This window comes from Synechococcus sp. MU1625 (genome assembly GCF_020514205.1).
GTDB lineage: Bacteria > Cyanobacteriota > Cyanobacteriia > PCC-6307 > Cyanobiaceae > Parasynechococcus.
Genome location: NZ_VTLA01000001.1, coordinates 482,063 through 504,754, shown reverse-complemented (window position 1 = coordinate 504,754; position 22,692 = coordinate 482,063). Strand labels below are relative to the sequence as shown.

The 22,692-nt window shown below is 55.2% G+C and carries 26 protein-coding genes; 15 read left to right on the top strand and 11 right to left on the bottom strand.

Annotation, left to right across the window (positions count from 1 at the left end; all coding sequences use genetic code 11):
- Window positions 1-76: 76 nt before the first annotated feature.
- The gene (locus tag FZX13_RS02910; RefSeq protein WP_226407118.1) at window positions 77-253 is read left to right on the top strand and encodes a 50S ribosomal protein L32; all 177 of its coding nucleotides are present in this window, start codon (window positions 77-79) and stop codon (window positions 251-253) included.
- Here the strand turns inward: FZX13_RS02910 and FZX13_RS02905 are convergent.
- From FZX13_RS02905 to FZX13_RS02895, 3 genes are read right to left on the bottom strand one after another with little or no spacing between them, the layout of a single operon-like run.
- Entirely contained in the window at window positions 217-1,194 is a 978-nt protein-coding gene (locus FZX13_RS02905) for a phosphoribulokinase (RefSeq protein ID WP_226407116.1), read from the bottom strand. The genes FZX13_RS02910 and FZX13_RS02905 overlap by 37 nt on opposite strands.
- Window positions 1,184-1,495 (bottom strand): DUF565 domain-containing protein, encoded by a 312-nt coding sequence (locus FZX13_RS02900; RefSeq protein WP_226407105.1) that lies wholly within the window; start codon window positions 1,493-1,495, stop codon window positions 1,184-1,186. Before FZX13_RS02900 ends, FZX13_RS02905 begins: the two co-directional genes overlap by 11 nt.
- The gene (locus FZX13_RS02895; RefSeq protein WP_370630770.1) at window positions 1,492-2,250 is read right to left on the bottom strand and encodes an HAD-IA family hydrolase; all 759 of its coding nucleotides are present in this window, start codon (window positions 2,248-2,250) and stop codon (window positions 1,492-1,494) included. The genes FZX13_RS02900 and FZX13_RS02895 overlap by 4 nt, the downstream gene beginning before the upstream one ends.
- A 53-nt stretch (window positions 2,251-2,303) precedes the next feature.
- On the opposite strand from FZX13_RS02895, the gene recJ reads away from it, so the two are divergent.
- Window positions 2,304-4,202 (top strand): single-stranded-DNA-specific exonuclease RecJ, encoded by a 1,899-nt coding sequence (gene recJ, locus FZX13_RS02890; RefSeq protein ID WP_226407101.1) that lies wholly within the window; start codon window positions 2,304-2,306, stop codon window positions 4,200-4,202.
- Window positions 4,203-4,212: 10 nt separating this feature from the next.
- On the opposite strand, the gene psb30 is transcribed toward recJ, so the two are convergent.
- Complete coding sequence (psb30, locus tag FZX13_RS02885) at window positions 4,213-4,320, bottom strand: photosystem II reaction center protein Ycf12/Psb30 (RefSeq protein WP_115023138.1); 108 nt, start codon at window positions 4,318-4,320, stop codon at window positions 4,213-4,215.
- A gap of 108 nt (window positions 4,321-4,428) precedes the next feature.
- Here psb30 and FZX13_RS02880 point away from each other — a divergent pair, with 108 nt between their 5' ends.
- The 11 genes from FZX13_RS02880 to fmt all read left to right on the top strand — a co-directional run bounded on the left by FZX13_RS02880 (window position 4,429) and on the right by fmt (window position 14,399).
- On the top strand, window positions 4,429-4,803 hold the full coding sequence (locus tag FZX13_RS02880; RefSeq protein ID WP_226397653.1) for a YkgJ family cysteine cluster protein: 375 nt from the start codon (window positions 4,429-4,431) through the stop codon (window positions 4,801-4,803).
- A complete protein-coding gene (locus tag FZX13_RS02875) occupies window positions 4,793-5,125 on the top strand; it encodes a TMEM165/GDT1 family protein (protein WP_226397654.1) in 333 nt (110 codons plus the stop codon). Before FZX13_RS02880 ends, FZX13_RS02875 begins: the two co-directional genes overlap by 11 nt.
- A gap of 2 nt (window positions 5,126-5,127) precedes the next feature.
- The gene (locus FZX13_RS02870) at window positions 5,128-5,445 is read left to right on the top strand and encodes a TMEM165/GDT1 family protein (protein WP_226397655.1); all 318 of its coding nucleotides are present in this window, start codon (window positions 5,128-5,130) and stop codon (window positions 5,443-5,445) included.
- A 100-nt stretch (window positions 5,446-5,545) separates the two neighbouring features.
- Window positions 5,546-7,867, top strand: a complete 2,322-nt coding sequence (locus tag FZX13_RS02865) for an RNB domain-containing ribonuclease (RefSeq protein WP_226407099.1) — start codon at window positions 5,546-5,548, stop codon at window positions 7,865-7,867.
- Between the two features lie 3 nt (window positions 7,868-7,870).
- Complete coding sequence (locus tag FZX13_RS02860) at window positions 7,871-8,479, top strand: flavin prenyltransferase UbiX (RefSeq protein WP_226397657.1); 609 nt, start codon at window positions 7,871-7,873, stop codon at window positions 8,477-8,479.
- Window positions 8,476-8,949, top strand: a complete 474-nt coding sequence (locus tag FZX13_RS02855; RefSeq protein ID WP_226407097.1) for a hypothetical protein — start codon at window positions 8,476-8,478, stop codon at window positions 8,947-8,949. Before FZX13_RS02860 ends, FZX13_RS02855 begins: the two co-directional genes overlap by 4 nt.
- Before the next feature lie 45 nt (window positions 8,950-8,994).
- Window positions 8,995-9,432, top strand: coding sequence for a DUF2996 domain-containing protein (locus FZX13_RS02850; protein ID WP_115093862.1), 438 nt, complete (start codon window positions 8,995-8,997; stop codon window positions 9,430-9,432).
- Window positions 9,433-9,498: 66 nt separating this feature from the next.
- The gene (gene acsF, locus FZX13_RS02845; RefSeq protein ID WP_226407095.1) at window positions 9,499-10,569 is read left to right on the top strand and encodes a magnesium-protoporphyrin IX monomethyl ester (oxidative) cyclase; all 1,071 of its coding nucleotides are present in this window, start codon (window positions 9,499-9,501) and stop codon (window positions 10,567-10,569) included.
- Window positions 10,570-10,600: 31 nt separating this feature from the next.
- Window positions 10,601-12,010 (top strand): TldD/PmbA family protein, encoded by a 1,410-nt coding sequence (locus FZX13_RS02840; RefSeq protein ID WP_226397660.1) that lies wholly within the window; start codon window positions 10,601-10,603, stop codon window positions 12,008-12,010.
- A gap of 2 nt (window positions 12,011-12,012) precedes the next feature.
- Complete coding sequence (locus FZX13_RS02835; protein ID WP_226407093.1) at window positions 12,013-13,380, top strand: TldD/PmbA family protein; 1,368 nt, start codon at window positions 12,013-12,015, stop codon at window positions 13,378-13,380.
- Window positions 13,381-13,382: 2 nt separating this feature from the next.
- Window positions 13,383-14,399, top strand: a complete 1,017-nt coding sequence (fmt, locus tag FZX13_RS02830; protein WP_226407091.1) for a methionyl-tRNA formyltransferase — start codon at window positions 13,383-13,385, stop codon at window positions 14,397-14,399.
- Window position 14,400: 1 nt separating this feature from the next.
- Here fmt and FZX13_RS02825 read toward each other — a convergent pair whose 3' ends face one another.
- Genes FZX13_RS02825 through FZX13_RS02815 form a run of 3 tightly spaced genes read right to left on the bottom strand, consistent with a single transcriptional unit; the run spans window position 14,401 to window position 16,120 of the window.
- On the bottom strand, window positions 14,401-15,051 hold the full coding sequence (locus FZX13_RS02825; protein WP_226407089.1) for a hypothetical protein: 651 nt from the start codon (window positions 15,049-15,051) through the stop codon (window positions 14,401-14,403).
- Window positions 15,052-15,054: 3 nt separating this feature from the next.
- Window positions 15,055-15,393, bottom strand: a complete 339-nt coding sequence (locus FZX13_RS02820; RefSeq protein ID WP_115023158.1) for a DUF6464 family protein — start codon at window positions 15,391-15,393, stop codon at window positions 15,055-15,057.
- Window positions 15,383-16,120: a DUF475 domain-containing protein gene (locus FZX13_RS02815; protein ID WP_226407087.1), complete on the bottom strand. Its 738-nt coding sequence runs from the start codon at window positions 16,118-16,120 to the stop codon at window positions 15,383-15,385. Before FZX13_RS02815 ends, FZX13_RS02820 begins: the two co-directional genes overlap by 11 nt.
- Before the next feature lie 38 nt (window positions 16,121-16,158).
- Between FZX13_RS02815 and FZX13_RS02810 the strand changes: the two genes are divergently transcribed.
- Entirely contained in the window at window positions 16,159-16,899 is a 741-nt protein-coding gene (locus FZX13_RS02810; RefSeq protein ID WP_226407075.1) for a hypothetical protein, read from the top strand.
- Between the two features lie 2,642 nt (window positions 16,900-19,541).
- Here the strand turns inward: FZX13_RS02810 and FZX13_RS02805 are convergent.
- From FZX13_RS02805 to FZX13_RS02795, 3 genes are all read right to left on the bottom strand, one after another.
- Entirely contained in the window at window positions 19,542-19,706 is a 165-nt protein-coding gene (locus FZX13_RS02805; protein WP_226407073.1) for a hypothetical protein, read from the bottom strand.
- 379 nt (window positions 19,707-20,085) lie between these two features.
- A complete protein-coding gene (locus tag FZX13_RS02800) occupies window positions 20,086-20,313 on the bottom strand; it encodes a hypothetical protein (protein WP_226407071.1) in 228 nt (75 codons plus the stop codon).
- A 272-nt stretch (window positions 20,314-20,585) separates the two neighbouring features.
- Window positions 20,586-20,897, bottom strand: a complete 312-nt coding sequence (locus FZX13_RS02795) for a hypothetical protein (RefSeq protein ID WP_226407069.1) — start codon at window positions 20,895-20,897, stop codon at window positions 20,586-20,588.
- Window positions 20,898-21,116: 219 nt separating this feature from the next.
- Here FZX13_RS02795 and FZX13_RS02790 point away from each other — a divergent pair, with 219 nt between their 5' ends.
- Window positions 21,117-21,623, top strand: coding sequence for a hypothetical protein (locus FZX13_RS02790; RefSeq protein ID WP_226407067.1), 507 nt, complete (start codon window positions 21,117-21,119; stop codon window positions 21,621-21,623).
- A gap of 91 nt (window positions 21,624-21,714) precedes the next feature.
- Here FZX13_RS02790 and FZX13_RS12885 read toward each other — a convergent pair whose 3' ends face one another.
- Complete coding sequence (locus FZX13_RS12885; RefSeq protein WP_255613917.1) at window positions 21,715-21,849, bottom strand: hypothetical protein; 135 nt, start codon at window positions 21,847-21,849, stop codon at window positions 21,715-21,717.
- Between the last annotated feature and the right edge of the window lie 843 nt (window positions 21,850-22,692).

Here is a 22,692-nt window from a genome sequence, read left to right as displayed (position 1 = left end):
GCTTTGTTGAGCCTAGCGATTTGACGCAAGGGGGTTCCAAACGAGACAATCTCAGTTTGGAAATTCACCAGGCGCAATGGCCGTCCCGAAGAAGAAAACATCCAAGGCCAAGCGCAACCAGCGCAGCGCCACTTGGAAGTCCAAGGCTGCCGTCGCCGCCCAGCGTGCAATGTCTATCGGCAAATCTGTGTTGAGTGGCCGGGCTCAGGGTTTTGTCTACCCAGTGAGTGAAGCCGAAGACGGCGAATCCTGAATCGCGTTGGGGAGGTGGATTCGCCGCAAGCTTCGATCCGAATCGACCTCTACAACAACATCAGCGCGCATCTGTTGAAAACAGCATGAGGGCAGCGCGCAGAGAATCATTCGGATGAAACGTTCCAGTTCTGAAGGGGAGAGTGATGCTCCTCGTTCAGACTGAAGCGTGGCTTCCTGTTGGCGTTTCCAGAGCAAAGGAGCGTTGAAATTTTGAGCACGCAATTGCCAGAGCTGATCGAAGCTGCTCCAGATCGCTTCGTAATCGGCAAGTACGGGTTGCAGTTTTGTGCGCCACGCCAGTTCCTCCGGTGTTAGAGGAGTTTCGAGATGGGATTCTGCTGTTGCAAGGTCCATCGTCGATTCACAGCCGACAAACCAACCCTCAAGAATCAAGAAGTCGGCGTCACAGCGTCGCCAACCGTTGCGATCTCCACGGCCATTTCTCTTCGCTTTGTCAAAGCAAGGCATCGACAGGTCTTGGCCCTGTCGCCATTGCAGAAGGCAATCCTGCAGAAGGTTCAGGTCATGGCTGCCCGGAAGCGCGCGGGGCACACCCCAGGGGTTACCGCGCATTGCTGCGTCAAGCTGATCGGCTTCGAAATAAAAATCATCCAGTGAAACCACTTGAATCGATAGGTCCAAGACCTTTCCGGCGGCTTCAATCCATTGCCCAAGGGTGGTCTTACCGCATCCTGGGAGAGCACTGAGCCCCAGCAGACGGCGTTGCCCGCGCCATTGGTTCGCCAGACTCAGAAGGGGCAATCCAACCGACCACAACCAATCCGGTGCTGCTTCGGGATGCCAATGGTCGAGAGCAACTTGATGGCGCTCCGTTTTGCGCTGTTCTGCGAACCAGGTCACTGGATCACCCAGATCAAGGTGCTGGAGCAACCGTTGCTGGTCGTCGCTCGGAATCAAACGTTGGCCCTCAGGATCCAACTTTGAAGGCCTCCAAAACAACGGCATAAACAAAACCAAGCCGCAGGTTGTCGAGCCAGGGGAGTCGACGGCGCCAGAGCACCAGAAGTTCGCAGGCAATCAGGGCATAGAGGGCTGTGAACGTTCTGACCCCTACGGCATTCGCCAGATGCACTGTGAGATTGCTGCCGATAAAAAAGCCAAGCAGAAGAATCAACACCGACGCACTACGTCGCCACCAGGGACCAGACCAATTGCGTCGAAGGACTGCTCCCCAACTGTTCTGCAGGCCCGCCAGGCGTGTGCGCTGGATTGAGCTCATCGATCAGGCACCGACAGCAGAGTCTCCAAATACTTCAGCGTCACTGTTCCGTCCTGGCAAGTGGGACCCGAACGTACGGTCGCCGGCTCCCCCGGTTCCCCAAGATGATCCAGCACGGCCGTTGCATTTTTACTGGCATCACGCAGGGCAGACGCATCCCAGGGGGAGGGGGTGAGCAGACAACACAGACCAGCTGCAGTTGCAGCAGACAGACCCGCCGCTGAATCCTCCACAGCGAGACTTGCCGCGGCATCGGCGCCACTGCGGTTGAGGGCCAGCAGGTAGCCATCCGGTGCAGGTTTGCCTGCTGAAACGTCGTCGGATGTCACGACGCCATCGAAGTGAGGGATGTCGTTCTGAATCTGCTCGAGAAGGGCCATCACGGAGGCGGATCCGCTTGAAGTCACAATCCACTGCTGCACCCCGGCGCGGTTCAGCTCCTTCAGCAGTCTCCTGACACCCGGGCGCAACTTCACATGGCCCTCACGGACGCGCTCCAGGTAATGCAGCCTTTTGCGATCACGCACTTGATCCAATTGATCCTGGCTGAGCATCACCCCACGGTCTTCAGCGTGGACCTTCAGCCTGCGGAGCCCTCCAGGAATTGCCAGAAGCGTGTTGTAAAGCTCTTCATCCCAATGAAACGGAAGATTCAGCTCCTCGAAAGTCTTGTTAAAGGCTGGGCGATGACCCTCCATTTCCGTGTCGGCCAAGGTTCCATCCACATCCCAAAAAACCGCTGAAAGCCTGTTCACCTTGATGACCAGCAACGGCACAATGCTGGGACATCACCGCCTGTTGCGTTCCCTTGCCGGCTGTCCCCCTCCACTGGTCCTGGTCCCTTCCGGCTGTAGTGGAACCATCGCCATTGCTGGGGCTTGATTTACCGCTGGCGTTGCGGTGTGTTCTGCGTCGCAGGGGCTTCACGTCACGATCCGAGGCGGAAACGTTCCTCTCACCTAGTGATCTGCCGCCCACCAGCGATCACTTCCCTGATCTCGACCAAGCCTGTGCGCGCTTGGTTAAGGCTTGCCGTGCCAGTGAACGTGTGGCCATCTGTGGCGATTACGACGCCGATGGAATGACCAGCACAGCTCTCCTTTTGAGAGCTTTGGGCCCGCTTGGCGCCGATCCAGAGCCAGCGATTCCGTCACGGATGGATGAGGGATACGGCCTCAACCCAGCCATGGTTCAGCGGCTCTATGACGACGGAGTGCGACTTTTGGTCACCGTCGATAACGGTGTTGCCGCACGGGAAGCACTCGATCTCGCCGCCAGCTTGAAGATGCAAGTGATCGTGACTGATCACCACACCATCCCGGCGAAACGGCCGCCCATGGCCGCCCTGATTCACCCAGCGACTACACCGGACGGCTCTCCTTATCGGGGTCTGGCTGGGGTTGGACTGGCTTATGTGCTTGCCCATGCCGTGGCCGAAGCCCTGAACAAACCTGAGGCCATCCGCGTGGCTCGGGATCTGTTCTGCATTGGAACTGTGGCCGATATGGCCCCCTTGGTAGGCGCCAACCGCAGCTGGTTGCTGGAGGGACTGAATCATCTGCATCGTTCCGAGTGCAGGGGATTACAAGCGCTGCAGCGTCTTGCTGGTCTCGGGGAACGTCCGCTAACGGCCGAAGACATCGGCTTTCAACTTGCACCACGCATCAATGCCGTAGGTCGCTTAGGAGAACCGAAGCTCGTTGTGGATCTACTCACAGCGGAAGATTCTGATTCGGCCATGGCGCTGGCGCGACGTTGTGATGATTTCAACCGCCAGCGGCGCGATCTGTGCGATGCGATTGAAGCGGAGGCCGTGGCCCTCGTGGAAGCAGAGACAAGTGATGCTCTCCCGTCATTTCTTCTATTGGCGCAAAGCCACTGGCATCACGGGGTTATTGGCATTGTTGCTGCGCGTCTTATGGAGCGATATCACCGACCCACCGCTCTCCTTGCCGGCGATGGTGATGGCTGTTTACGGGCTTCGGTGCGTGGGCCCGTCGGATTTGCTGTGGATGAGGCCCTCTCCAGTTGCAGTGATCTGTTGTCCCGTTTTGGAGGCCATCCCGCCGCCGGAGGGTTCACCGTGAAAGCGGAGCATGTGCATGCCCTGCATGAACGCCTCTGCGAACAGGCGGATGGTTGGCTGATGACCCAGGCCCTCGGCCGACCCGTGCAACCCGATGCTCTGCTGCATTTAAACGACGTGAACTGGGAGCTCTGGCGGCATTTGCAATCCTTGGCTCCCTTTGGGATCGGTCATCCGAAACCGTTGTTCTGGTCACGGGGCGTCACCGTTGAGGAGCGCCGTGACCTCAAAGGAGGACACCTAGCCCTGAGGCTCCGCCAGGGAGACAGCGAGCGCCGAGCCATTGCCTGGCGATGGGATCCATCGGCGGTCGTACCCGAATCCTGTGACGTGGCTTACAGCATTTCGATCAACCGTTGGCAGGGCGAACAGCGTCTTCAACTGGAGCTCAAAGCAATTCGAGCCCATACGGAGCTAGTGCTGATCGACCGCGGGACCCGTCAGTACACAGCTTGCTGGACCGAAATGTCAGGTCTCACGCTCACCAATGGTGATGGGAAAACCCTGCAGGCAAAGATTGAACAAGAAAAATCCCTCACCAGTGACGACGACCTGGCGAGGGATACACGTGTCGTTCAGTTGATGGAAGAAGCCTGTCTTGGATTGGGGCTTCGTCCCTAAGCAGAGGCGATCAGAGCGCGCCGCGGCGGTAGAAGAGGATGAAGATGACAGCGGGGCCGGCAATGGTGATCAACGCCAGGGCGGCAAAGTTGGCGATCAGGTGAATGTCAAAGCCCATGACGATGCAGCGCTGTCCGAAATCTTTTCACCTCCCAGGCTACGGGGCTCTGTCCCGAGATCGACGAATTCGTTCCTCTCTCTGTGATGGCTTGTCACAGCCTCAGCGATGACCAGAGAGAAGCTTCAGTGGACCTGCATCAAGCACTGCGGTGCCTGTTGTCGACTCGCTCCAGAGGAACGTGCTGATGCTCTAGCGGCTTTGAGCGAAGATCAACAGCGCACCTATCTAGCCATGGTGGGGGCAGATGGCTGGTGCATCAATTACGACACGGGCAGGCAGCGCTGCAGGATCTACGACGAGCGTCCTGATTTCTGCCGCGTCAGCGAGCTGGGGCGGTTGTTTCACGTTCCAGATGATGCACTCGACGGCTTCGCCATTGCCTGTTGCAACCAGCAGATCCGCAGCACCTATGGCGGCCGCAGTGGCGTGATGCGTAGGTTCAACCGCGCGCAGATAGCGGGAGGTCCTGTTGACCAGTGAGCAAACAAGCAGCGAGTCGCGGAGCTTCGCTGCCGTGCTGTTCAGCACCTTCACAACCGTTTTTGTAGCTGAACTGGGTGACAAGACGCAGCTGGCGACGCTGCTGCTCTCCGCCCAGTCCGGCTCACCGGTGTTGGTGTTCATCGGTGCCGCGCTGGCTTTGATTGCGTCCAGCCTTGTGGGGGTCCTCGTGGGTCAATGGTTGGCCAAAACGCTTCCTCCTGAGCGGCTGGAGCTGATGGCTGGAGTGTTGATGGTGGCCCTTGGCATCTGGCTGGGCCTGCAAGCCGCCCGATCTTTATGGCTTAGTGCTGCGAGTTGACGATGGATTTTCCCCTTCTGATTTCCACCTTCTTGACCGTGTTCTTGGCCGAACTCGGTGACAAGACCCAACTCGCCACCGTCGCCATCAGCGGCACTTCAAATCGCCCCCTGGCGGTGTTTCTTGGATCATCATCAGCGCTTGTTCTCGCGAGTTTTCTTGGAGCCTTTGCAGGAGGATCCGTCGCCACAGTGATTCCCAGCGACCTTCTCCAGTTGGTTGCTTCCATCGGTTTTCTCGTGATTGGTGGTCGCTTGCTGCTGCCTCTGTTCAGCGATGCTGAAAACTCCTCAGACGGGGATCAGACTTCAGAGCCTTAAAGTGAAGTTTGAAGGGTTGACTCAGCACGGCCAGCTGTTCGGCGTCGGCCACCCCTTCCTTCTCTCCCGGCCCTGATGGTCGGTTCCTGCGTACGCCACGATGAAATTCACGGTTGCCGATCTACTGGATCAGCTCTCCACAGAGCATCCTTCTGAACAAGACCAGCTGGCCAAGATCCTGAAGCTCAATAAGACGGATCAAGCGTCGCTGGAGCTTGCAATCGCATCACTGGTGAAGCTCGGGGTCGTTGAACGATCAAACGAGGGTGGACTCAAGCGCCCACTTGAAAATGATCTGATTGATGCCCGACTGAGGTGCAGTAGCAAAGGGTTCTGCTTCGCCATTCGTGATGACGGCGGTGAGGACATCTACATCCGGGATCATCAGCTCAACCATGCTTGGAATGGTGATCGCGTGTTGGTGCGTGTAACGCGCGAGGGCGGACGACGACGCTCTCCTGAAGGCGGCGTTCAGTGCATCCTTGAGCGTGCAACCCGCTCTCTGCTGGCCCAGGTGGAGCAACAGGGCGAGCAGTTACTGGCATCCCCCCTTGATGACAGGGTGCTGGCTGGCATCGAACTGCCACCGGAGGATTCCGAGCATCTACCTGGAGACGAGATCTCAAGCGTTGTCGAGGTGCACATTGACCGCTATCCCGTGGCCCAAAACGCTGCTGCCGGTCGTGTGGTGCGCTCCCTCCCGCTCAACGGCGGCCCTGCAGCGGATCGTGACCTCTTATTGACCAAGGCTGGGCTTCAAGATCGTCCTGCGGCACCCCGTAGTTCTGGCAAAACTCCTGCGGCGAAGGGCCGTGTCGATCTGACCGGACAACCCTGCCTCCTTCTCAAAGGCTGGAAGCAGGAGGATGCACCGGGCTTGCCGGCAGTGCATGTTGAAGCCAAGGATGGCGGATGCCGTCTATGGATCCACGTGCCCAGCGTGGGCGAGCGAATCGGATTAGGCAGCAGCCTCGATGTTTGTCTGCGAGATCGCGGTGAAGCGCTTTGCCTCGGTGAGGTCTGGCACCCCCTGCTAACACCCGCGCTTCACAAAGCGACGAGCTTCTCCACCGGCACAGATGTCGAGGCCATCAGCGTGCGACTGGACATCGGAGCCAATGGTGAACTCTGCGACTGGGAGTTCATGCTCAGCACGGTTCGCCCCACAGCCGAAGTGAGCGCTGATCAATTGATCGCTCTGGCGGAACGCAAACCAAAGGCTCGAAGCATTCCGGCGGCACTTAAGCCCATCAAAGATCAGTTGGCTCAACTGGAGACCTTGCGGTTCTGCAGCACTCTCCTGCTGGACTACGAGCGCAGCCTCGGGGCTGTGCAACTGGACCTTCGCCCACCCCAGCTGGAGGCGCTTGGTGATCTACGCAGTGCGGATCCATCCGGTCTTCGTCATCGCTGGGTTGACGCCTTCAACCCGGAGGATCCCCATGCATTCCTCCAACCTCTGCTGAGGTGTGCCGATCGTGCCTGGACTGCACACCGGATTGATCTCCAATTGCCCGGGATCAGCATTCAGGCTGAGGAACCCGATGGCAACGTCTTGACCGATGTTGCCAAGACGGCCATCGCCTTGGACCTCCCCCTTGAACTCGATGACGAGGGTTGTCCGTCAGCGTCTGAGCTGATCCAGGTGTTCAAAGACAGCAGCCAACGACGGGTGCTTGAACAACAGCTCAGTCACGCGCTCCCTCCACTCAATTTTGCGGCGTCCACGGAGACGTCTAATGCAGAGCAGGAGCCTTCCTCAGCAGAGGGAGGTGATCCAGCCAGCCATGACGCATCACTCACCCCTTGGACCTGTGCCACACAGCATTACGGACACCTTGTCAATCAACAGATGCTGGTTGCACTGTTGACGGACGCCAAAGATCGTCCGACCGTGCGTCACAAGACGCGTTTGAAGCTTGGTAGCAAGGGAGCAGGCGCTGATCTGACTTGGCCCTTGTTCACGGCATCCCAGGACGACAAATTGAATGGGTTGGTCAACGACCGCACGGTGCAGCGGCTCAATTCGTGTCGCCGGCAGGTGCTGGAGCTTGAAAAAGATCTGCTGTCGATGATCCAGGCCCGATCAGCACAACCGCTGATCGGCGAGCAGGTGGAAGGCCGTATCAGTGGTGTTCAGAGTTATGGCTTCTTCGTTGAAGTGGGCGAGAGTCGGGTTGAGGGCCTGGTTCATGTGAGCTCCCTCAACGATGACTGGTACGAATACAGATCACGACAGAATCGTTTGGTCGGTCGCAAGAACCGTCAGACCTATCAACTCGGCGATCAGGTTCAGGTGCGTGTGATCAATGTTGATGTTCTACGCAACCAGATCGATCTCGAGGTCATCAGTCAGGGCGATGAAGTCTCCACCGAGCTTGAACCGTCTGAGCCGCTGCCTGTTTCCCTCAGCGAGCGCTGAGTGATGCATCCCTACGTTCTGGCCGTCACCGGTGCGTCGGCACAACCCCTTGCCGAGCGTGCCCTGCAGTTGCTTCTACAGCGAGGGCGCTCTGTCCATCTCGTTCTCAGCCACGGCGCCCATGAGGTCTTCCGTGCCGAACAGGGGCTGTCCATTCCCGTGGATCCCCTGAAGCAAAGCGAGTTCTGGAGAGACAGGCTTGGGGTGGAAAGCGGAGATTTGAGATGTCATCGCTGGAATGATCAAGCTGCCTGCATCGCGAGTGGCAGCTACCGGACACGGGCGATGGTGATCGTTCCTTGCAGCATGGGAACCGTTGGACGCATCCACGCCGGAATTGCCGCTGATCTGATCGAGCGCTGTGCGGATGTTCACCTCAAGGAGCGCCGTCCACTGGTGATCGCTCCACGGGAGATGCCCTTCAACCTGATTCACCTCCGCAACCTCACTGGTCTGGCGGAAGCAGGAGCAACCATTGCCGCTCCCATTCCGGCTTGGTACACCCGACCAGAGTCGTTGAACGAGATGGTGGATTTTCTTGTGGTGCGCCTATTCGATGGGCTGGAAGATGATCTTGCTCCGTTGAATCGCTGGAGCGGTCCACTGGAATGAGCACGTTTCAGCGGCTACTGCTGATCCCCTGCCTGGCTCCTCTACTGGCGTTGCTCGCCTTTTCTGCGACCAATGTCGGAGACAAGACTCGGCTTCGCTTGCTGGTTTGGACGACCCCAGCCATGCCCCTGGGTGCGTGGACAGCGCTCGCCGCCGGTGGTGGCGCTGCAGGTGCAGCACTCACAGCGTTCCTGTTGTTGCCAGCGCAACGTCCTCTCAGTCGAAAGCGCTATTCCCCTGTTCAACCCAACGTCCAAGAGACGGAATCAGCCGTCAACGATTCGGCCCGCAGAACCACTACAAACCCCGGCCCTGAAAGGGATGTGCGCGAACCGGCCCCCACGGTTTCTGTGGCTTATCGCGTGATTCAGCGCCCTTCGTCTGAGCCCCGGCATCCACAAGCCTCCGCCGTACCACCTCCCTCGCAGCAGTACAGCGACTGGGGGGATGATCCTGAAGCGAACTGGTAAGCAACGCACCAGGCTGCTTACAGTTGCCGCAGTAACCCTGGATCGGTGAGCGAAACCCCTGTCGAGAAGGAGCCTTCAGGTCAAGAGACCCCTGCCAAGCCTGCGGCGAAAGCAAAGCCTCCGAAACCGGAGGACAAACCCTTCCCAGAGTTCATCGACTCGCTGTTTGTACCGGCCGTCGCCAAACAACTGGCTGATCACAACATCACAGCAGAACGACTGGAGCGCGTGGATGGTCAGCGTCCCGTGGTTGGAGGGGATTGCCCAATGGTCATCGGCGAACTCCCTGGTGGACGTCGCTTCTGGCTCTGCTTCTCCAAGGCAGATATCAACAGCACAAAGGTGATTGCCTTGGCTGACCCCGGCAGTGACCCCACCCTGTTGGAAAGCTTCCTGATCGACGAAAAGCGGATGTCTCTGCCCCTTTTGGTCTCCCGCCTGTTGCAGCGCCTCAACGGCCAAAAGTGGTTGGGAGGTAACTAACCGGTCGTTTTCAGCTCGGGGGTCGTCCTGACACGCCTACATTGGCAGGATCGTGAAACGCAACTGATGGTCCCTCCCACCACCGTGGCCGAAGGCAGCGCTGTAGCCATCAAGGATCCTGTCAAGGACACAATCCTCACCCCACGCTTCTACACCACCGATTTTGAGGCGATGGCGGCGATGGATCTTCAGCCGAACGAGGCTGAACTAGAAGCCATCTGCGAAGAATTCAGGAAGGATTACAACCGTCATCACTTTGTTCGCAACGAGGAATTTGAGGGAGCCGCAGACAAGCTCGACCCGGAGACCCGCAAGGTCTTCATCGAATTCCTGGAGCAAAGCTGCACGTCTGAATTTTCAGGATTCCTTCTTTATAAGGAACTGAGTCGTCGGATTAAGGCCAAAAATCCTCTTCTTGCTGAGTGTTTTGCTCACATGGCTCGTGATGAAGCTCGTCATGCAGGCTTCCTCAACAAGTCAATGAGCGACTTCGGTATGCAACTTGACCTTGGTTTTCTCACCGCCAACAAGGATTACACCTTTTTCAAGCCAAAGTTCATTTTTTACGCGACATATCTCTCTGAAAAAATCGGCTACTGGCGCTACATCGCCATTTTTAGGCATCTCGAAAAGAATCCCGACAGCAAGATTTTCCCGATCTTTAACTTCTTCGAGAACTGGTGTCAGGACGAAAACCGCCACGGCGATTTCTTCGATGCTCTGATGAAGGCACAACCCGATACGGTCCGCGGTCCGATCGCCAAACTTTGGTGTCGCTTCTTCCTTCTGGCGGTATTCGCAACCATGTACGTGCGTGACGTTGCCCGCAAGGAGTTCTACGAGGCCCTTGGCCTTGATGCGCGCACCTACGACAAAATGGTGATTGAGAAAACCAACGAGACATCTGCTCGCGTCTTCCCCGTCGTCCTCGACGTCAAGAACGAAAAGTTCTGGACTCGCCTTGAGCGCCTTGTTGCCAACAACAATGCCTTGGAGCAGGCCGACGCCAGCGATTCCATTGCTCCCGTCAAGTTGCTGCGGAAGCTGCCGTTCTGGATCGGTAACGGTGCCGAAATGGCAAAGCTATTTCTGATGCCAGCGATCGACAGCGAGCGTTTTCAACCAGCCGTGCGCTGAGGGTATTCCCCAGCCAAATTCAGGAGTTTCCTTGACCAACGCCTTTTCCAATCAGTGGCGCGGACTTATGGAGTCCCTCTTGCATCGCGGCAGTGCTGCAGGAGCCGATCTGGTGGAAGTATTCCTCGAGCGAACAGATCACATCGGTTTGCTCGCTGAACAGGATCGGATCACCAGTGTCAATCCATCCTTTGCTCGTGGGGCAGGGCTGCGGGTGTTCCGTGAAGGACGCGATGGCTTTGTCAGCACCAATGACCTCAGCGAAGCGGGACTAAAGCGTGCTCTTGACCAGGCCCTGGCCATGCTGGGACTTGAGCCCCAAGACCTCAGCAGGTCCGCAGGTTTTGAAGGATTGAAGGCCCTGACGGACCACGGCTTGGCGAAGGCGGATTGGCTTGATCGCTGCCCTTCCCTGGATCAAGCCAGCCAATGCCTGCTGCAGGGAACTGCTCATCTCGAGCGCTTGGGCCAGCACCTACAGGTTCGCCGCGGCAGTTACGCCCGCGATTGGCAGGAAGTGCTGGTCGCTGCATCAGACGGAACCTTCGCGAGAGACATTCGATTGCATCAGTCGTCGGGCTTATCAGTCCTGGCTGCCGACGGAGATCACCGATCCAGCATTGGCCGCCGCTACGGCAGTTCCGATCGGCCAGACGACCTGCGTGACTGGGATTCCGAAGCCAGTGCAGCAGAGGTCTGCAACAGCGCCGGCACGATGTTGCGAGCCGATTACGTGGATGCTGGACAAATGCCAGCTGTGCTGGCCAATCGCTTCGGCGGTGTGATCTTCCACGAGGCCTGTGGACACCTTCTCGAAACAACTCAGATCGAACGCGGCACAACCCCCTTCGCTGACCGTGTGGGTGAACTCATTGCTCACCCGGCCGTCACCGCAATCGACGAAGGCTTGAGTGGTGGATCCTTCGGTTCTTTGTCCATGGACGATGAGGGCATGGAACCTGAGCGCACTGTCTTGATCAAAGACGGTGTGCTGCAGCGCTTCATCAGTGACCGTGCTGGTGAACTGCGCACCGGCCACAAACGCACGGGTAGCGGTCGACGTCAGAGCCATGCTTTTGCAGCTGCCAGCCGGATGCGAAACACCTTTATCGATGCTGGATCCCATTCGCCTGAACAACTGATTGAATCCGTGGATAGGGGTCTTTATTGCAAGGCCATGGGAGGCGGGAGCGTTGGTCCGACTGGCCAGTTCAACTTCTCCGTTGAAGAGGGCTATCTGATTGAGAACGGCAAACTCACCAAACCCGTCAAAGGTGCAACGCTGATTGGTGATGCCAAAGAGGTCATGCCACGGATTTCGATGTGTGCCAATGACCTTGAACTGGCTGCAGGGTTCTGTGGTTCCGTAAGCGGCAGTGTGTTTGTCACCGTCGGACAACCCCACATCAAGGTTGACTCGATCACAGTTGGGGGCCGCTGAGAATGACCAGCAACAACAGCCTCAACGCCACACATCTACGAGATCGACTCCAGACTCTCGCCTCGCGAGAAGGGATTCGCTGTTGGGACCTCGGTGCTGCATGCAGCGATGATTGCTCTGTTCAGGTTGACCGGGGTGAAGCCAAGCAACTCAAAGCATCACAGCGGAGTTCCATCACAGTTCGCGTCTGGAACAGCGATGGCCTGGTCGGCATTACCAGCACCACCGACCTCTCTGATGGAGGGCTAGAGCAAGCTTTGGTCGGGGCTCATGCAGCCAGTCGTTTTGGCAACCCCGACGAAATTCCTAAGTTTTCACCTCTGGCCACGGCACCACTGCCAGAACTAGATCGACCACTGCAACCCCGCCAGGGAATCCTCCCTCTGCTGGACACGCTTCGGGACGCAGAAGCAGACCTCTTGAGCCGCCACAGGGCCATTGAAACTGTGCCTTACAACGGCCTGGCGGAATCTCTATCCCAGAGCCTCTATCTGAACAGTGATGGGGCTCTGCGCCAGATGGAGCGCACCCAAGCCAGCCTCTATCTTTACGCCCGAGCCGAAGAGGCCGGCCGCAAGCCGCGAAGTGGAGGAGCCGTTCGTCTTGGGCTCGGCAGCAGCGAACTCGATGTTCAAGGCTGCATCAGCGAAGCGGTTGAGCGAACAATCAGTCATCTCGACTATCGGCCTATCGACACCGGCAGTTACCGGGTCTGCTTTACACCGGAGGCTTTTCTTTCCCTGCTTGGTGCCTTTAGCAGCATGTTCAATGCTCGTTCGGTGCTCGACGGTGTGAGCCTGAGCCAGCGTGATTCGATCGGTTCCAACGTGGCAGTTCCGTTCTTGAATCTGCACGATGACGGACTTCATCCTGGCCATATCAGTGCCGCAGCCTTCGATGGCGAAGGTACGCCAACCCGTCGTCTTTCCTTGATTGAAGGCGGAACACTGAAGAACTTCCTCCACTCTGAAGCCACGGCACGAGCATTCGGCGTTGAGCCCACCGGCCACGCGGGGCTTGGTGCCAAGGTCTCGGTAGGTCCGGACTGGTTCGTGGTCGGCTCCGATCCGGAGGTGATGAGCGGCAGCAGCCTGAATCACCGCACAGAATCCGGGCCATTCGTTTTGATCGAAGATCTTTCTGCACTGCATGCCGGTGTCAAGGCCACCCAGGGATCCTTCTCTCTGCCGTTTGATGGTTGGTTGGTCAAGAACGGCGAAAGGGTTTCGGTTGAAGCTGCAACGGTTGCTGGTGACATCCGCACTGTTCTCAACGGTATTGCCCACCTTGAATCTGAAGCCGAAGTGACCCACCGCGGCGTGAGCCCTCACGTTTGGGTGGATGGTTTGTCCATCACCGGCGAAGCCTGACGTTGAGGATTCTGTTCTGGGGAACACCGGCCTATGCGGTGCCCACCCTTGATGCCTTGCATAAGGCTGGGCACACGATTGTGGGAGTCGTGACACAGCCGGATCGGCGGCGTGGTCGAGGGAAGCAACTGGTTCCTTCACCGGTGAAAGCGAGGGCTGAAGAGCTGTCACTTCCGGTGTTCACACCGGTACGGATCCGACGGGATGAAGATTGCAAGGAGCAACTTGCTGCTCTCGGAGCCGATGCCTCAGTGGTGGTCGCCTTCGGACAAATTCTCCCCAAGGATGTTTTGGAGCAACCTCCCCTGGGTTGCTGGAACGGTCACGGATCACTTCTGCCCCGCTGGCGGGGTGCTGGTCCAATTCAATGGGCCCTGCTTGAGGGTGACGAGGAAACAGGTGTGGGGATCATGGCCATGGAAGAAGGACTCGACACCGGACCTGTACTCCTCGAGCAGAGGATTCCGATCCAGCTGCTGGATACCTCCATCGACCTGGCTGAACGGCTGAGTTCCCTCACTGCAGAGTTGATGGTGCAGGCCATGCCATTGATTGAAGCGGCAGGTCCAGGACGAGAGCAAGAGAGATTGGCAAGGCTGAAGGTGCGTGCTCAGGCAGAGGAGTCGAGCTATGCACGCATGCTGGAGAAGCAGGATTTCAGGTTGGATTGGTCAGCCCCTGCTCTAAGCATTCACCGCAAAGTGATGGGGCTTTATCCCGGAGCCTTCACCCATTGGCAAGGCAAACGGCTGAAGGTGTTGCGCTGTGAACCGTTGATCGAACGGTTGAAGGATCAACTCAGCACAAACAGCCGCCAACTTGTAGGCCAATGGCCCACCGGTGGACATGCACCAGGGACAATCCTGGCGGTGCTTGAGGATCAGGGCCTGGTGGTCAGCAGTTCCGGCTGTCCTCTTTTGATTCGCGAAGCTCAGCTGGAAGGTAAGGCACGCAGCACCGCTCCAGTTCTGTTACAGCAACTCAAGGCCACCAGAGGAGATCGCTTCGACGTGGATTGATTCAGGATTCCGTGTACAACGAACGCGCTTGAGTCCAGACCTGATCAAGATCCTGTTCGGAAAGTTGAAGGGCTTCGGGGAACATGCTGGAGAGCCATTGCTGCCGTTTCAAAAGGCTGTCGGCCTCAAAGAATGTTTGCTGAGACGCGAGAACTCTAAATTTGAGAAATTCAAGCAACCGTGCACGAAGCCGAATCGTGTTCACGAGTTTGATACGTCTGCGTTCATCGTGAAGTTGAATTGTGCAGCCTTCATTCACGCCAGTCAACCGAGGTGCGATCAGCTCCAATGTTGTTGGAGGTTGCCAGTGGCGTTGTTTTGTTTCGGGATGGGGGTAATAAATCCATCCCCCGACAACTTCAGCTTCTCGTGCCTTGATTTGCACACTCCAGAACGAGAACGTTTCAGGAGGATGGAGCTCTGTCCACCGAACTTTCTCGAACAGGTGATCTGGATTCGAAAGTAAAACTTCTAGGGGTGAAAAGTCAACATTCAACGTGCCGAAGTAACAGTTAGTCAGGTCGAGACCCAATGCCATGAATACAGGAGTTTGCATTCGAATCGTTCCATCCGGATAAGGAGATTGACTGCTTGTTCCGGAAGCGACACCATGGCCAGCGCAGAGACGCCCAGTGAGCCATTCAGCGTTCATTGGTCAACGAAGTTCATGATGACTGCAGCTTTCACAGGGTCCCTCGGGCCACACAGCACAGCGCAACAAAGGGCTGCGGGCATTGAAACGACAGTTTGGGTCGCCGATGACCCAGCCGTGTCGCCAGGGCGTTGCATCAGCAGGCCGAGACTGAGGTTTGACCATTAAGGCTACTGACGCCATGACATAGCGCCCGTTGCGTAGGGCGTAGCGGTGGCGACGTTGCATCACTAGGAATGATTCATCCTTGACGACGAGCCATCGTCCAGGGTGTGGTGGGTCTGCAAGATCAACGCGGTTGATTAAATAATCACCACTGACGTGGCGAAGCTCAACAAGCATGGCTTTCGTCTTGATCGAGATCACTGGTTCGAATTGACATTCCCCAAGCAAACAAAACCAACACAACCAGAAGCGTTAACCAATCGGGTTGATTCAAGTCTGGAACGATGACGTGAACGATCAACCTAAAGGCAACGAAAGCAACGGCAAGGAAACCAGCTGTTTCAAGGCGCGGGTACAGGTCAAGCCAGCGAATGAATAGGGCGGACGTGAAGCGCAAAGCCACGATCCCGATAAAGGCTCCTGCACTGATCAGCAGGATTTGATCACTGATTGCCACCGCTGCGGCGACACTGTCGATGGAGAAGGCCAGATCAGTGAAGGCCAGAAGCAGAACGGTCTTGAGAAAGGGACGTTCACTGCGATCAGAATCATCGGCATCCAAAGCAGAGGCCGAATCGTCCGACCGACTTTTGAAGTGATCCACCACAAGCCAAACGAGATAGGCAGCGGCGAAGAGCTGAACCCACGTATTTTGCAAAACCCATTGGGAAACAACGATCAGGGCGATTCGCAACACCAGAGCCATGCCAATACCAAGGTTGAGCGCCAGTCGCTCCTGCTCTGGCTGACGACTACTACGGGCAATGGCAGCAAGAGCGACGGCATTGTCAGCCGAAAGGATCAGCTCCAGGAGCACCAGCACGGGGAGTAGCGCAAAAATCTCTCCCCATTGGTCGGCACCTTCAAAGAAATCCGAAAGCGAGGGGAGCGAAGTGATGTCCATGGCGGCAGCCTAGAAAGTGCAAGCGCTGTTCCATTGCGATGCAGATCCGGGCCGAGCTGTGTCACGTCGATACCCTCCGATGCATCGTGAGGGTTGAGGCATCAACTGACGGGGCTGTTTTGGGCAGCGCCCTTGGCGAAGCAGCCACGGCTGAAGAAGCTGAGGAAAGGGCGTTACAACGTCTCAACACCAGGCTTCAGATCAGTCCTCCACAACGGCTGGAACAGGTTGCTGTCAGTCCCCAAGACAACGAAAGCTCAAAGGCAGCAGAGCATGTCGCGGTAGAGCGGCCACGGAAGATTGAGGCGCCCGAGCCTGTTGCTCCTGCCCCCTCTGCCACTCCACAGATTTCCAACACCCAAGATCCACCTTCGGAAACACCGACGGATCCTGACGATTGGAGCGACGAGCTCACCGCCATCGACCTCGAAATCAGACGCATCGGTTGGACGCGAGAGCAAGAGCAGGCGTACCTCACGCGAGCATTTGGCCTTGGCAGCCGCCACAAACTCACGCGCTACGCCGATTTGGTGGCCTATTTGCGACAGCTCAAGTTGATTCAAGCTAACGATGATGCCTCCACCGCCCCGGCGCCAATCCGCCGTGGAGACTTGCTGAACCAGGGAGATTCGATGTTGAAGCAGCTTGGCTGGAACTCAGATCAGGCCCGAGCATTTCTTCAACAACATCTCGGCTCGACAAGTCGCCAACAGCTCAGTGATGAACAGCTGCTTCAATTCAATATGCTCTTGGAGGAGCAGACAATCAAGAAATCGTAATCACCGAGTTGTCATCCTTCTACTGCAATCTATGACTGACTTTTGAGGATCTTCTGCTCCACCGGTGTTGGGCATGGGTAGAACGTTGCTATGGACTCCACGCTGTTGATGTGGATCACCCGGCTTAGCCCTAACTGCTTGGAACGCTGTGGGTAAAAAGATCGGCGCGGATGACCATCATTCCTGCTTTCACAGACAGGAAACGGATACTAATTTTTGCTCTGGACAATGAAACCTGACAACGAAATTATCGACCGACGCCACGAAGCCATGAGTTCGTACGCACTGGCAACAGAGAAGCGGTCTAGGCAGCCGATGAACTCAAAAGAAGTAACCGCCCAATCCACACGGGAAATTAGACGGTTCAACACTTCTCGTCGGGCCTCGCTCTACCCGGCTTTCAGGACAACGTGCTCCTGACCATCAAATAATGACTGGCAAGAGTCATTTTTAGAGAACATTGGCGAGGAGTATGCTTAATCCGCATTAACAGGTTGGCTAATGAATGAAATCAAAGTTCAAACAACGTTTTGATCAAAGATTAAATTCTCCTAAGCTGCTTTGATGAAACTCCCCAATTTCTGTTGACGCATAGACATGAGATATTGCACTCTGCTTGAGAAGCAGAAAAAAGCCTGCAAGTCACAGGCTTTACTCAAAGCATACGAATAACACTTAGCGACGCAATAGATGCATTTATTGATAAGAAGGTGTAAGCGACAGCCACTTACAGAAAACGACAGGCTGCTGGGGAAAACGACGCTCAGCTCATTGAAACAATTGACTCATCAGCCTCCGAGTTCACACAGAAGCACGCTTATGAACCACGATGGACTCGCCCCCTGTGTCGCCGACGTGAAGCAGACGGTAATGACCGCTACCCAACACGCAGCGCGGACCTCGACGCTCTACTCCAACAACGTCGATGACGTCCTCCGTCATCCGTTGTGAGAGTCCTCATCTGCGGAGTGAACGCCATGCCTATCTGCACTGATCGACAGGGACTGGGGCGATGAGCTTCATCACGAACGGTGCGATCGACAGGTCAAGCGTTGGTCTGCTGGCATCGCACAGGTGTTCACTCGGCTAGAAGCTGGACAGGCATGGTTTGGTCACTGACAAGAGAGTTAGACCTGAGCAGGGTGGGAACAATTGATTCCAGCCTCATGCTTGGACGACGTTCAGCATTCGTGGCCGTCTTGGCAGCAGTTCAAGCTGTTTCGATCGGAGCTCAGCCTGCCCATGCTGCTTAAAAATGCGGTGCGGGGGGCATTGGATTCAGACAGGACCAGCGCTTGACGCTGGCTATTGCAAGCAACACCACAAGCACAAGCACGATCACTTCGTGTGTGCCATTGGTTATCACTTCGCAGGAAATGGTCGCTGCGTAAGGAATGGGACCTGGTAGACAGGCCGCAGACCCGTCGAATGGGGCCCCTACTACGAACCTCGGAACAAGTCAGGGAGCGTCTCCTTCCAGGGGCCGCACGGAGGAGAGATCAAGTTGACGTGGTGAAGAAACGGCAGCATTGGCACGCCTATACCAACTAGGCCTATCAGAAATCTCGGAACAAGCCGACATTTTGTGGATCTCGGGAAAGTGCTCACTGCGGCACTACACCCACGCACTTTTCGGCCCATCATCGAGTCGTCGGGTCGCTAGGTGGACCCGAAAGCCGGGCAGAGCGATGCCCGACGAGAGCAGCGATTTGGCCTCGGCTTCGGCCGGGGTCAAGTCCGTTTTTCCTTAAGAAATTTGGTGGTGTATCGCAAGACACTCCCAGGGCAATCAAGCTACTTACGTGGCCGAATCGCTCCGGTGATGCATCACCGTCGGCCACACAACATGCACTGATTCTCGGCCGACACCGCATCGAATTCGAAAGCTGAACTCTCAGCCATCGCTCACGAAATACATGCATAGCCGTTTTAAAACTAAGAGGTTCCAACCACCCCAGACCCAGGCCAACGCTCAAAGCCTGGGTTTTTTATTGCGTCTTCACAGCCAATCAACGCAAAACCAACTGCCAAAAAGGTTGAAGGCCTAGCTCTGCTTATCGGCAACCCGCTGCGCTGCAAGGCTTTGTAGTAGCGCTAAAGCGCGCGAGCAAGCCATTGCTTGCCTCAATAGAGCCTCGGCGATTCAACGAAACAAATGATCGAGCCGTCACTAAGTAAGTCCTCTACTGAGATTTATGTAAAACAACATGCTTCTGGACGAGCACACTCTTGGATCACTCAAATACCAAGGCTTCGTCAAATAAAAATAAGCAATTGGACTCAGGAATGTTCCAATTCACTGACTTAAAACAGGTTTGCGGCAGGGACAGATACGGCGTCCATGCCGATTGCGGCAGAGTGAATCGTCAAAAACTCTGCGCATTCCGGCCATTTCCCCTGCTTCGTTCCTGAAGGGGGAGATGGCCCCTGTCTGTGGCTCCTGTCAGTGGCCCATGACACCGAGCTTGAATTCATACCATAAATATGAAGCTTATCTTTCACGAACTCAAGAGGTATTCTGATCCACAAGAGAGACTCAATAAAAACATGCAAAGTTTGCATGTTGAATAGCATTACTTGAATCGTTATTACATGTCAGGACTACGACTGAAGACAGCAAAAACCTGTCGGTACATGCAATCTCAGCCCAATTTTCCTTCAGCAATCGCGATCGTTGCGGAGAGCTGCTGGTAATAAAGATTCAGCAGCATGGCAGCGACTCCTTTGATCTCATCAAGATCGGAAGCTGATTCAATTGCCGCAGCAAATTTCTGCTTTTCAAATTGCTGGTGAAGCGGAAGCGTCAAGGCGGATCGACAACTAAGATAAAACTTACATCAAAGCGCCCCAATATGACAGCATCAGTTGATACGTCAAGCATTTGACTCCCTCTGTAACATATGAAAAAGCTTGAGTCCTATGGATCATGCGATTGGCACTTCTCCTATGACCTCACCGCATTGCGTTTGGAATACAAAACCACATGTGATGCACTGACGTACTGGCGTGGCGGTGACCCTGCAGAACAGCAGTTCCTTTTGGAAAAAAGCAAGAAGTTTTTCGTGCTCTGGCAGAAGCCAGCTTCAGTTATCAGATCTGGCACTGAAGAAGATCCATCGCAAGCAGTGTCTTTAGGATGTAGTTACTGAGGAAGCTCCTCATAACAAAGCTGTTGGAAAGCAGATGTCAACTGCGGAAACTAAACTCAAGCTTGGTCTTGGGTTTTTGATACTTAATAACGTTCATAACCTGAAGACCAGTATTTTCAGACTTCCTTTCTTCAGCAAGAGCCTTGAGAATCATAGACCCGCAAGACTGCCAGTCTTCATTCACTTCGATCAACTCTTTAGCCCGAAGATAGAACTCGGCAGCCTTCTCGAGGTGCTTGGATTTCTGGTCAATCGCTTTTGTCACTGACGACTCTGTGATGGTCTTTACAACGTGTCGACTTATTATACCTCATGCTTTGACTAAAACAAATCCCGTTCAGCACCTCGCAAGCAACTCATCAGCAGAGAATATTTAAAGTGGTTAGTTCATTCCTTTGTCTCTACTCAAGATCGAAGCATAAGAGCACATATTCCTTAAAGTTTTGTGGCTGGTGATCAGGGCTGTTTTAACCAACCTTTGTTGACTGATTGAATCTGATTCAGGACATGAAGATGGGCGCTTAAGCCTAGGAGACATTATCGACGAGTTGTCTTATACAGAGCGCGATGAACGAGGGGGAAAGCGTAAGGCATTTGTTTAATTTCTTGCTTGATTTTCGAAAAACATGCAGCAGACCCATCTGAGTAATCCTGCTCGATAACACTTTCTTTTGCTTGCTCTAACGAAAAGCCTTCACGCAATTTTACCTCTAGATTGTAAGCTGCTTCATAACTTTGGCAGGGTCCAGCATGGACCAGTGATTGATCACTGAACAACATCAGTGATAAAACAAAAATATTCGAGAAGGGGAGTCTGAATCCAACTGAAGCACGCATATTGGAATGCAATTGAAGGAGCTGATAATCAGTGATGGCAGGCTATTGCGAGGTTGCAATGAAGCTGATCACAATCTTTTCGTTGTGATCAGTGCCAAGAGCTGTATCAGCAGTCACTTTTGGAAGTAGTTTGTCAAATCATATTCAGCCCTAAGTCTTCTTACAGGATCTCAATGTTTTCAATCGTTACCTTATTCATTTTTTAAGGAGTACTTGGCGATACAGTAAATCATGGAAGATCACGACCATCTTGTCCGGCAGTTGATCAGTGCGCTTCGGGACGATATGTCCGAAGCAGGGCGCGAACTCAAGAATCGAAGTGCTTGGGATCTGCAGTGCCCTATCGTCATCATCGACGCCCGTACCAACCCGCATCGAATCGTCCGAACATCTGTTCGGGGCATTACTGGTGCGATAGCCACAAGCAACGTCATCGACGATCCATTGATACGATCATTTCTTGAGCGGTTCCGTGAGGTTGGTGCAGATGAAGCTCTTGATGAGTTTATGCATGGTTCAGAAGCAGAACGGTTCGCTGAACTTTGGGACATTTATAACGATGAAACACAACAACAGGGCTTAGCGGTTTGGTCCCATAGTGACGCCGCAAAATTTGTGCTCAAGTCGAAATCCTGCTTTGACGAGGGCCAATTGGCCTGCATTGCGATCACAAAGGCTCATGATCGTGATGCCCACGACGTTCTGACCTTCTCAGTCGACGCTTGCTGGTTGTCTTGAGCTAAGGCGAACCTCTGGACTCAAGCCAGAGCTCCGAAGCTGCGTCCAGCGCTGCCTCGCGGTTTCTCAGACGACCAGAGGCTCCTGCAAGTCAGGAGCGGATCAGTTGGAATACAACCAACAGTGCAGAAGCTCCCAGAACCCAATAGAGCCAACTCAGCTGGGGAATCGTGATCGCGAACACAAGCCCGACCACAAAAAAGATCAGAAAACGGCCGAGGGTCATGAATGCACCATTACTTCCGTATTGAACCGAAAACCATGCGCTAGGCCAGCTTCTCTGATTTGGATCTCGGAGGTGGTTGGGGATTGAACATGATAGGTATGGATGACGCGACGAGTACTGCTCCCACAGTCAGCAGCACAAACAAAGGGATCGGACGTACCAGTGGTTGACGCTGTAAAGGAGTCGCGCAGCTGGAACAAAACGGAATTACCCCCTTCGGAGGGTCCAGCACAAGCGCTGGACCACAACAGCAAGACGGGCAGCGATAGCGCGGCATCGACCGGTGGAACGTAGCTGATCGCATCTTATTGATTGAATAGGGAGTACTTGCCATAAACTTTATAGTTGCAGCAAAATCACTAAATTGTGAAACTAGTAAGTGCCGACTGGGTTGGTATTCAGCTAGATGGCGACGACCTAGTCAACCAATTAATTCTGATCGGCCATGGATAATCTGTGCTCTTGTGCCTAAGCCTGCGCCATTGGTGGTGATTGAGTGTCATCCGTCGGACCGATCAAGACGCAATAGCCAAGGCGACATTGAGAACTGCTAGCCCTACCAGGAACACGCCTGCCAACAGGGAGGCTTCGGGAAAGTACTTGGCGATAACAAAGCCAACCCCAAGGAACACTGACGAGAGCAGGACGGCTGTGAGGTCAGTCGCCATGAATAGGTGCTAGTCGGGCAATTTAGCCTGACAAAACTTCTCCTCAACCGTGACGCTTTCAGGCCACCCACCCATTAACCAGATCAGATCCGTCACCTCATCGGCATTGATCCATCGCATGATGCCGGTAGCGACGTCAGCACCTCAAGGAGAGAATTCTCCTTCGGTTCACCTG

Bases quoted from the DNA above. Each gene is read 5' to 3' on its own strand.
- FZX13_RS02910 (WP_226407118.1), top strand. From the start codon at position 77: ATGGCCGTCCCGAAGAAGAAAACATCCAAGGCCAAGCGCAACCAGCGC.
- FZX13_RS02900 (WP_226407105.1), bottom strand. From the start codon at position 1,495: ATGAGCTCAATCCAGCGCACACGCCTGGCGGGCCTGCAGAACAGTTGG.
- psb30 (WP_115023138.1), bottom strand. From the start codon at position 4,320: ATGGGCTTTGACATTCACCTGATCGCCAACTTTGCCGCCCTGGCGTTG.
- FZX13_RS02880 (WP_226397653.1), top strand. From the start codon at position 4,429: ATGACCAGAGAGAAGCTTCAGTGGACCTGCATCAAGCACTGCGGTGCC.
- FZX13_RS02870 (WP_226397655.1), top strand. From the start codon at position 5,128: ATGGATTTTCCCCTTCTGATTTCCACCTTCTTGACCGTGTTCTTGGCC.
- FZX13_RS02865 (WP_226407099.1), top strand. From the start codon at position 5,546: ATGAAATTCACGGTTGCCGATCTACTGGATCAGCTCTCCACAGAGCAT.
- FZX13_RS02860 (WP_226397657.1), top strand. From the start codon at position 7,871: ATGCATCCCTACGTTCTGGCCGTCACCGGTGCGTCGGCACAACCCCTT.
- FZX13_RS02855 (WP_226407097.1), top strand. From the start codon at position 8,476: ATGAGCACGTTTCAGCGGCTACTGCTGATCCCCTGCCTGGCTCCTCTA.
- acsF (WP_226407095.1), top strand. From the start codon at position 9,499: ATGGTCCCTCCCACCACCGTGGCCGAAGGCAGCGCTGTAGCCATCAAG.
- FZX13_RS02835 (WP_226407093.1), top strand. From the start codon at position 12,013: ATGACCAGCAACAACAGCCTCAACGCCACACATCTACGAGATCGACTC.
- FZX13_RS02825 (WP_226407089.1), bottom strand. From the start codon at position 15,051: ATGAACGCTGAATGGCTCACTGGGCGTCTCTGCGCTGGCCATGGTGTC.
- FZX13_RS02820 (WP_115023158.1), bottom strand. From the start codon at position 15,393: ATGCTTGTTGAGCTTCGCCACGTCAGTGGTGATTATTTAATCAACCGC.
- FZX13_RS02815 (WP_226407087.1), bottom strand. From the start codon at position 16,120: ATGGACATCACTTCGCTCCCCTCGCTTTCGGATTTCTTTGAAGGTGCC.
- FZX13_RS02810 (WP_226407075.1), top strand. From the start codon at position 16,159: ATGCAGATCCGGGCCGAGCTGTGTCACGTCGATACCCTCCGATGCATC.
- FZX13_RS02790 (WP_226407067.1), top strand. From the start codon at position 21,117: ATGGAAGATCACGACCATCTTGTCCGGCAGTTGATCAGTGCGCTTCGG.
- FZX13_RS12885 (WP_255613917.1), bottom strand. From the start codon at position 21,849: ATGACCCTCGGCCGTTTTCTGATCTTTTTTGTGGTCGGGCTTGTGTTC.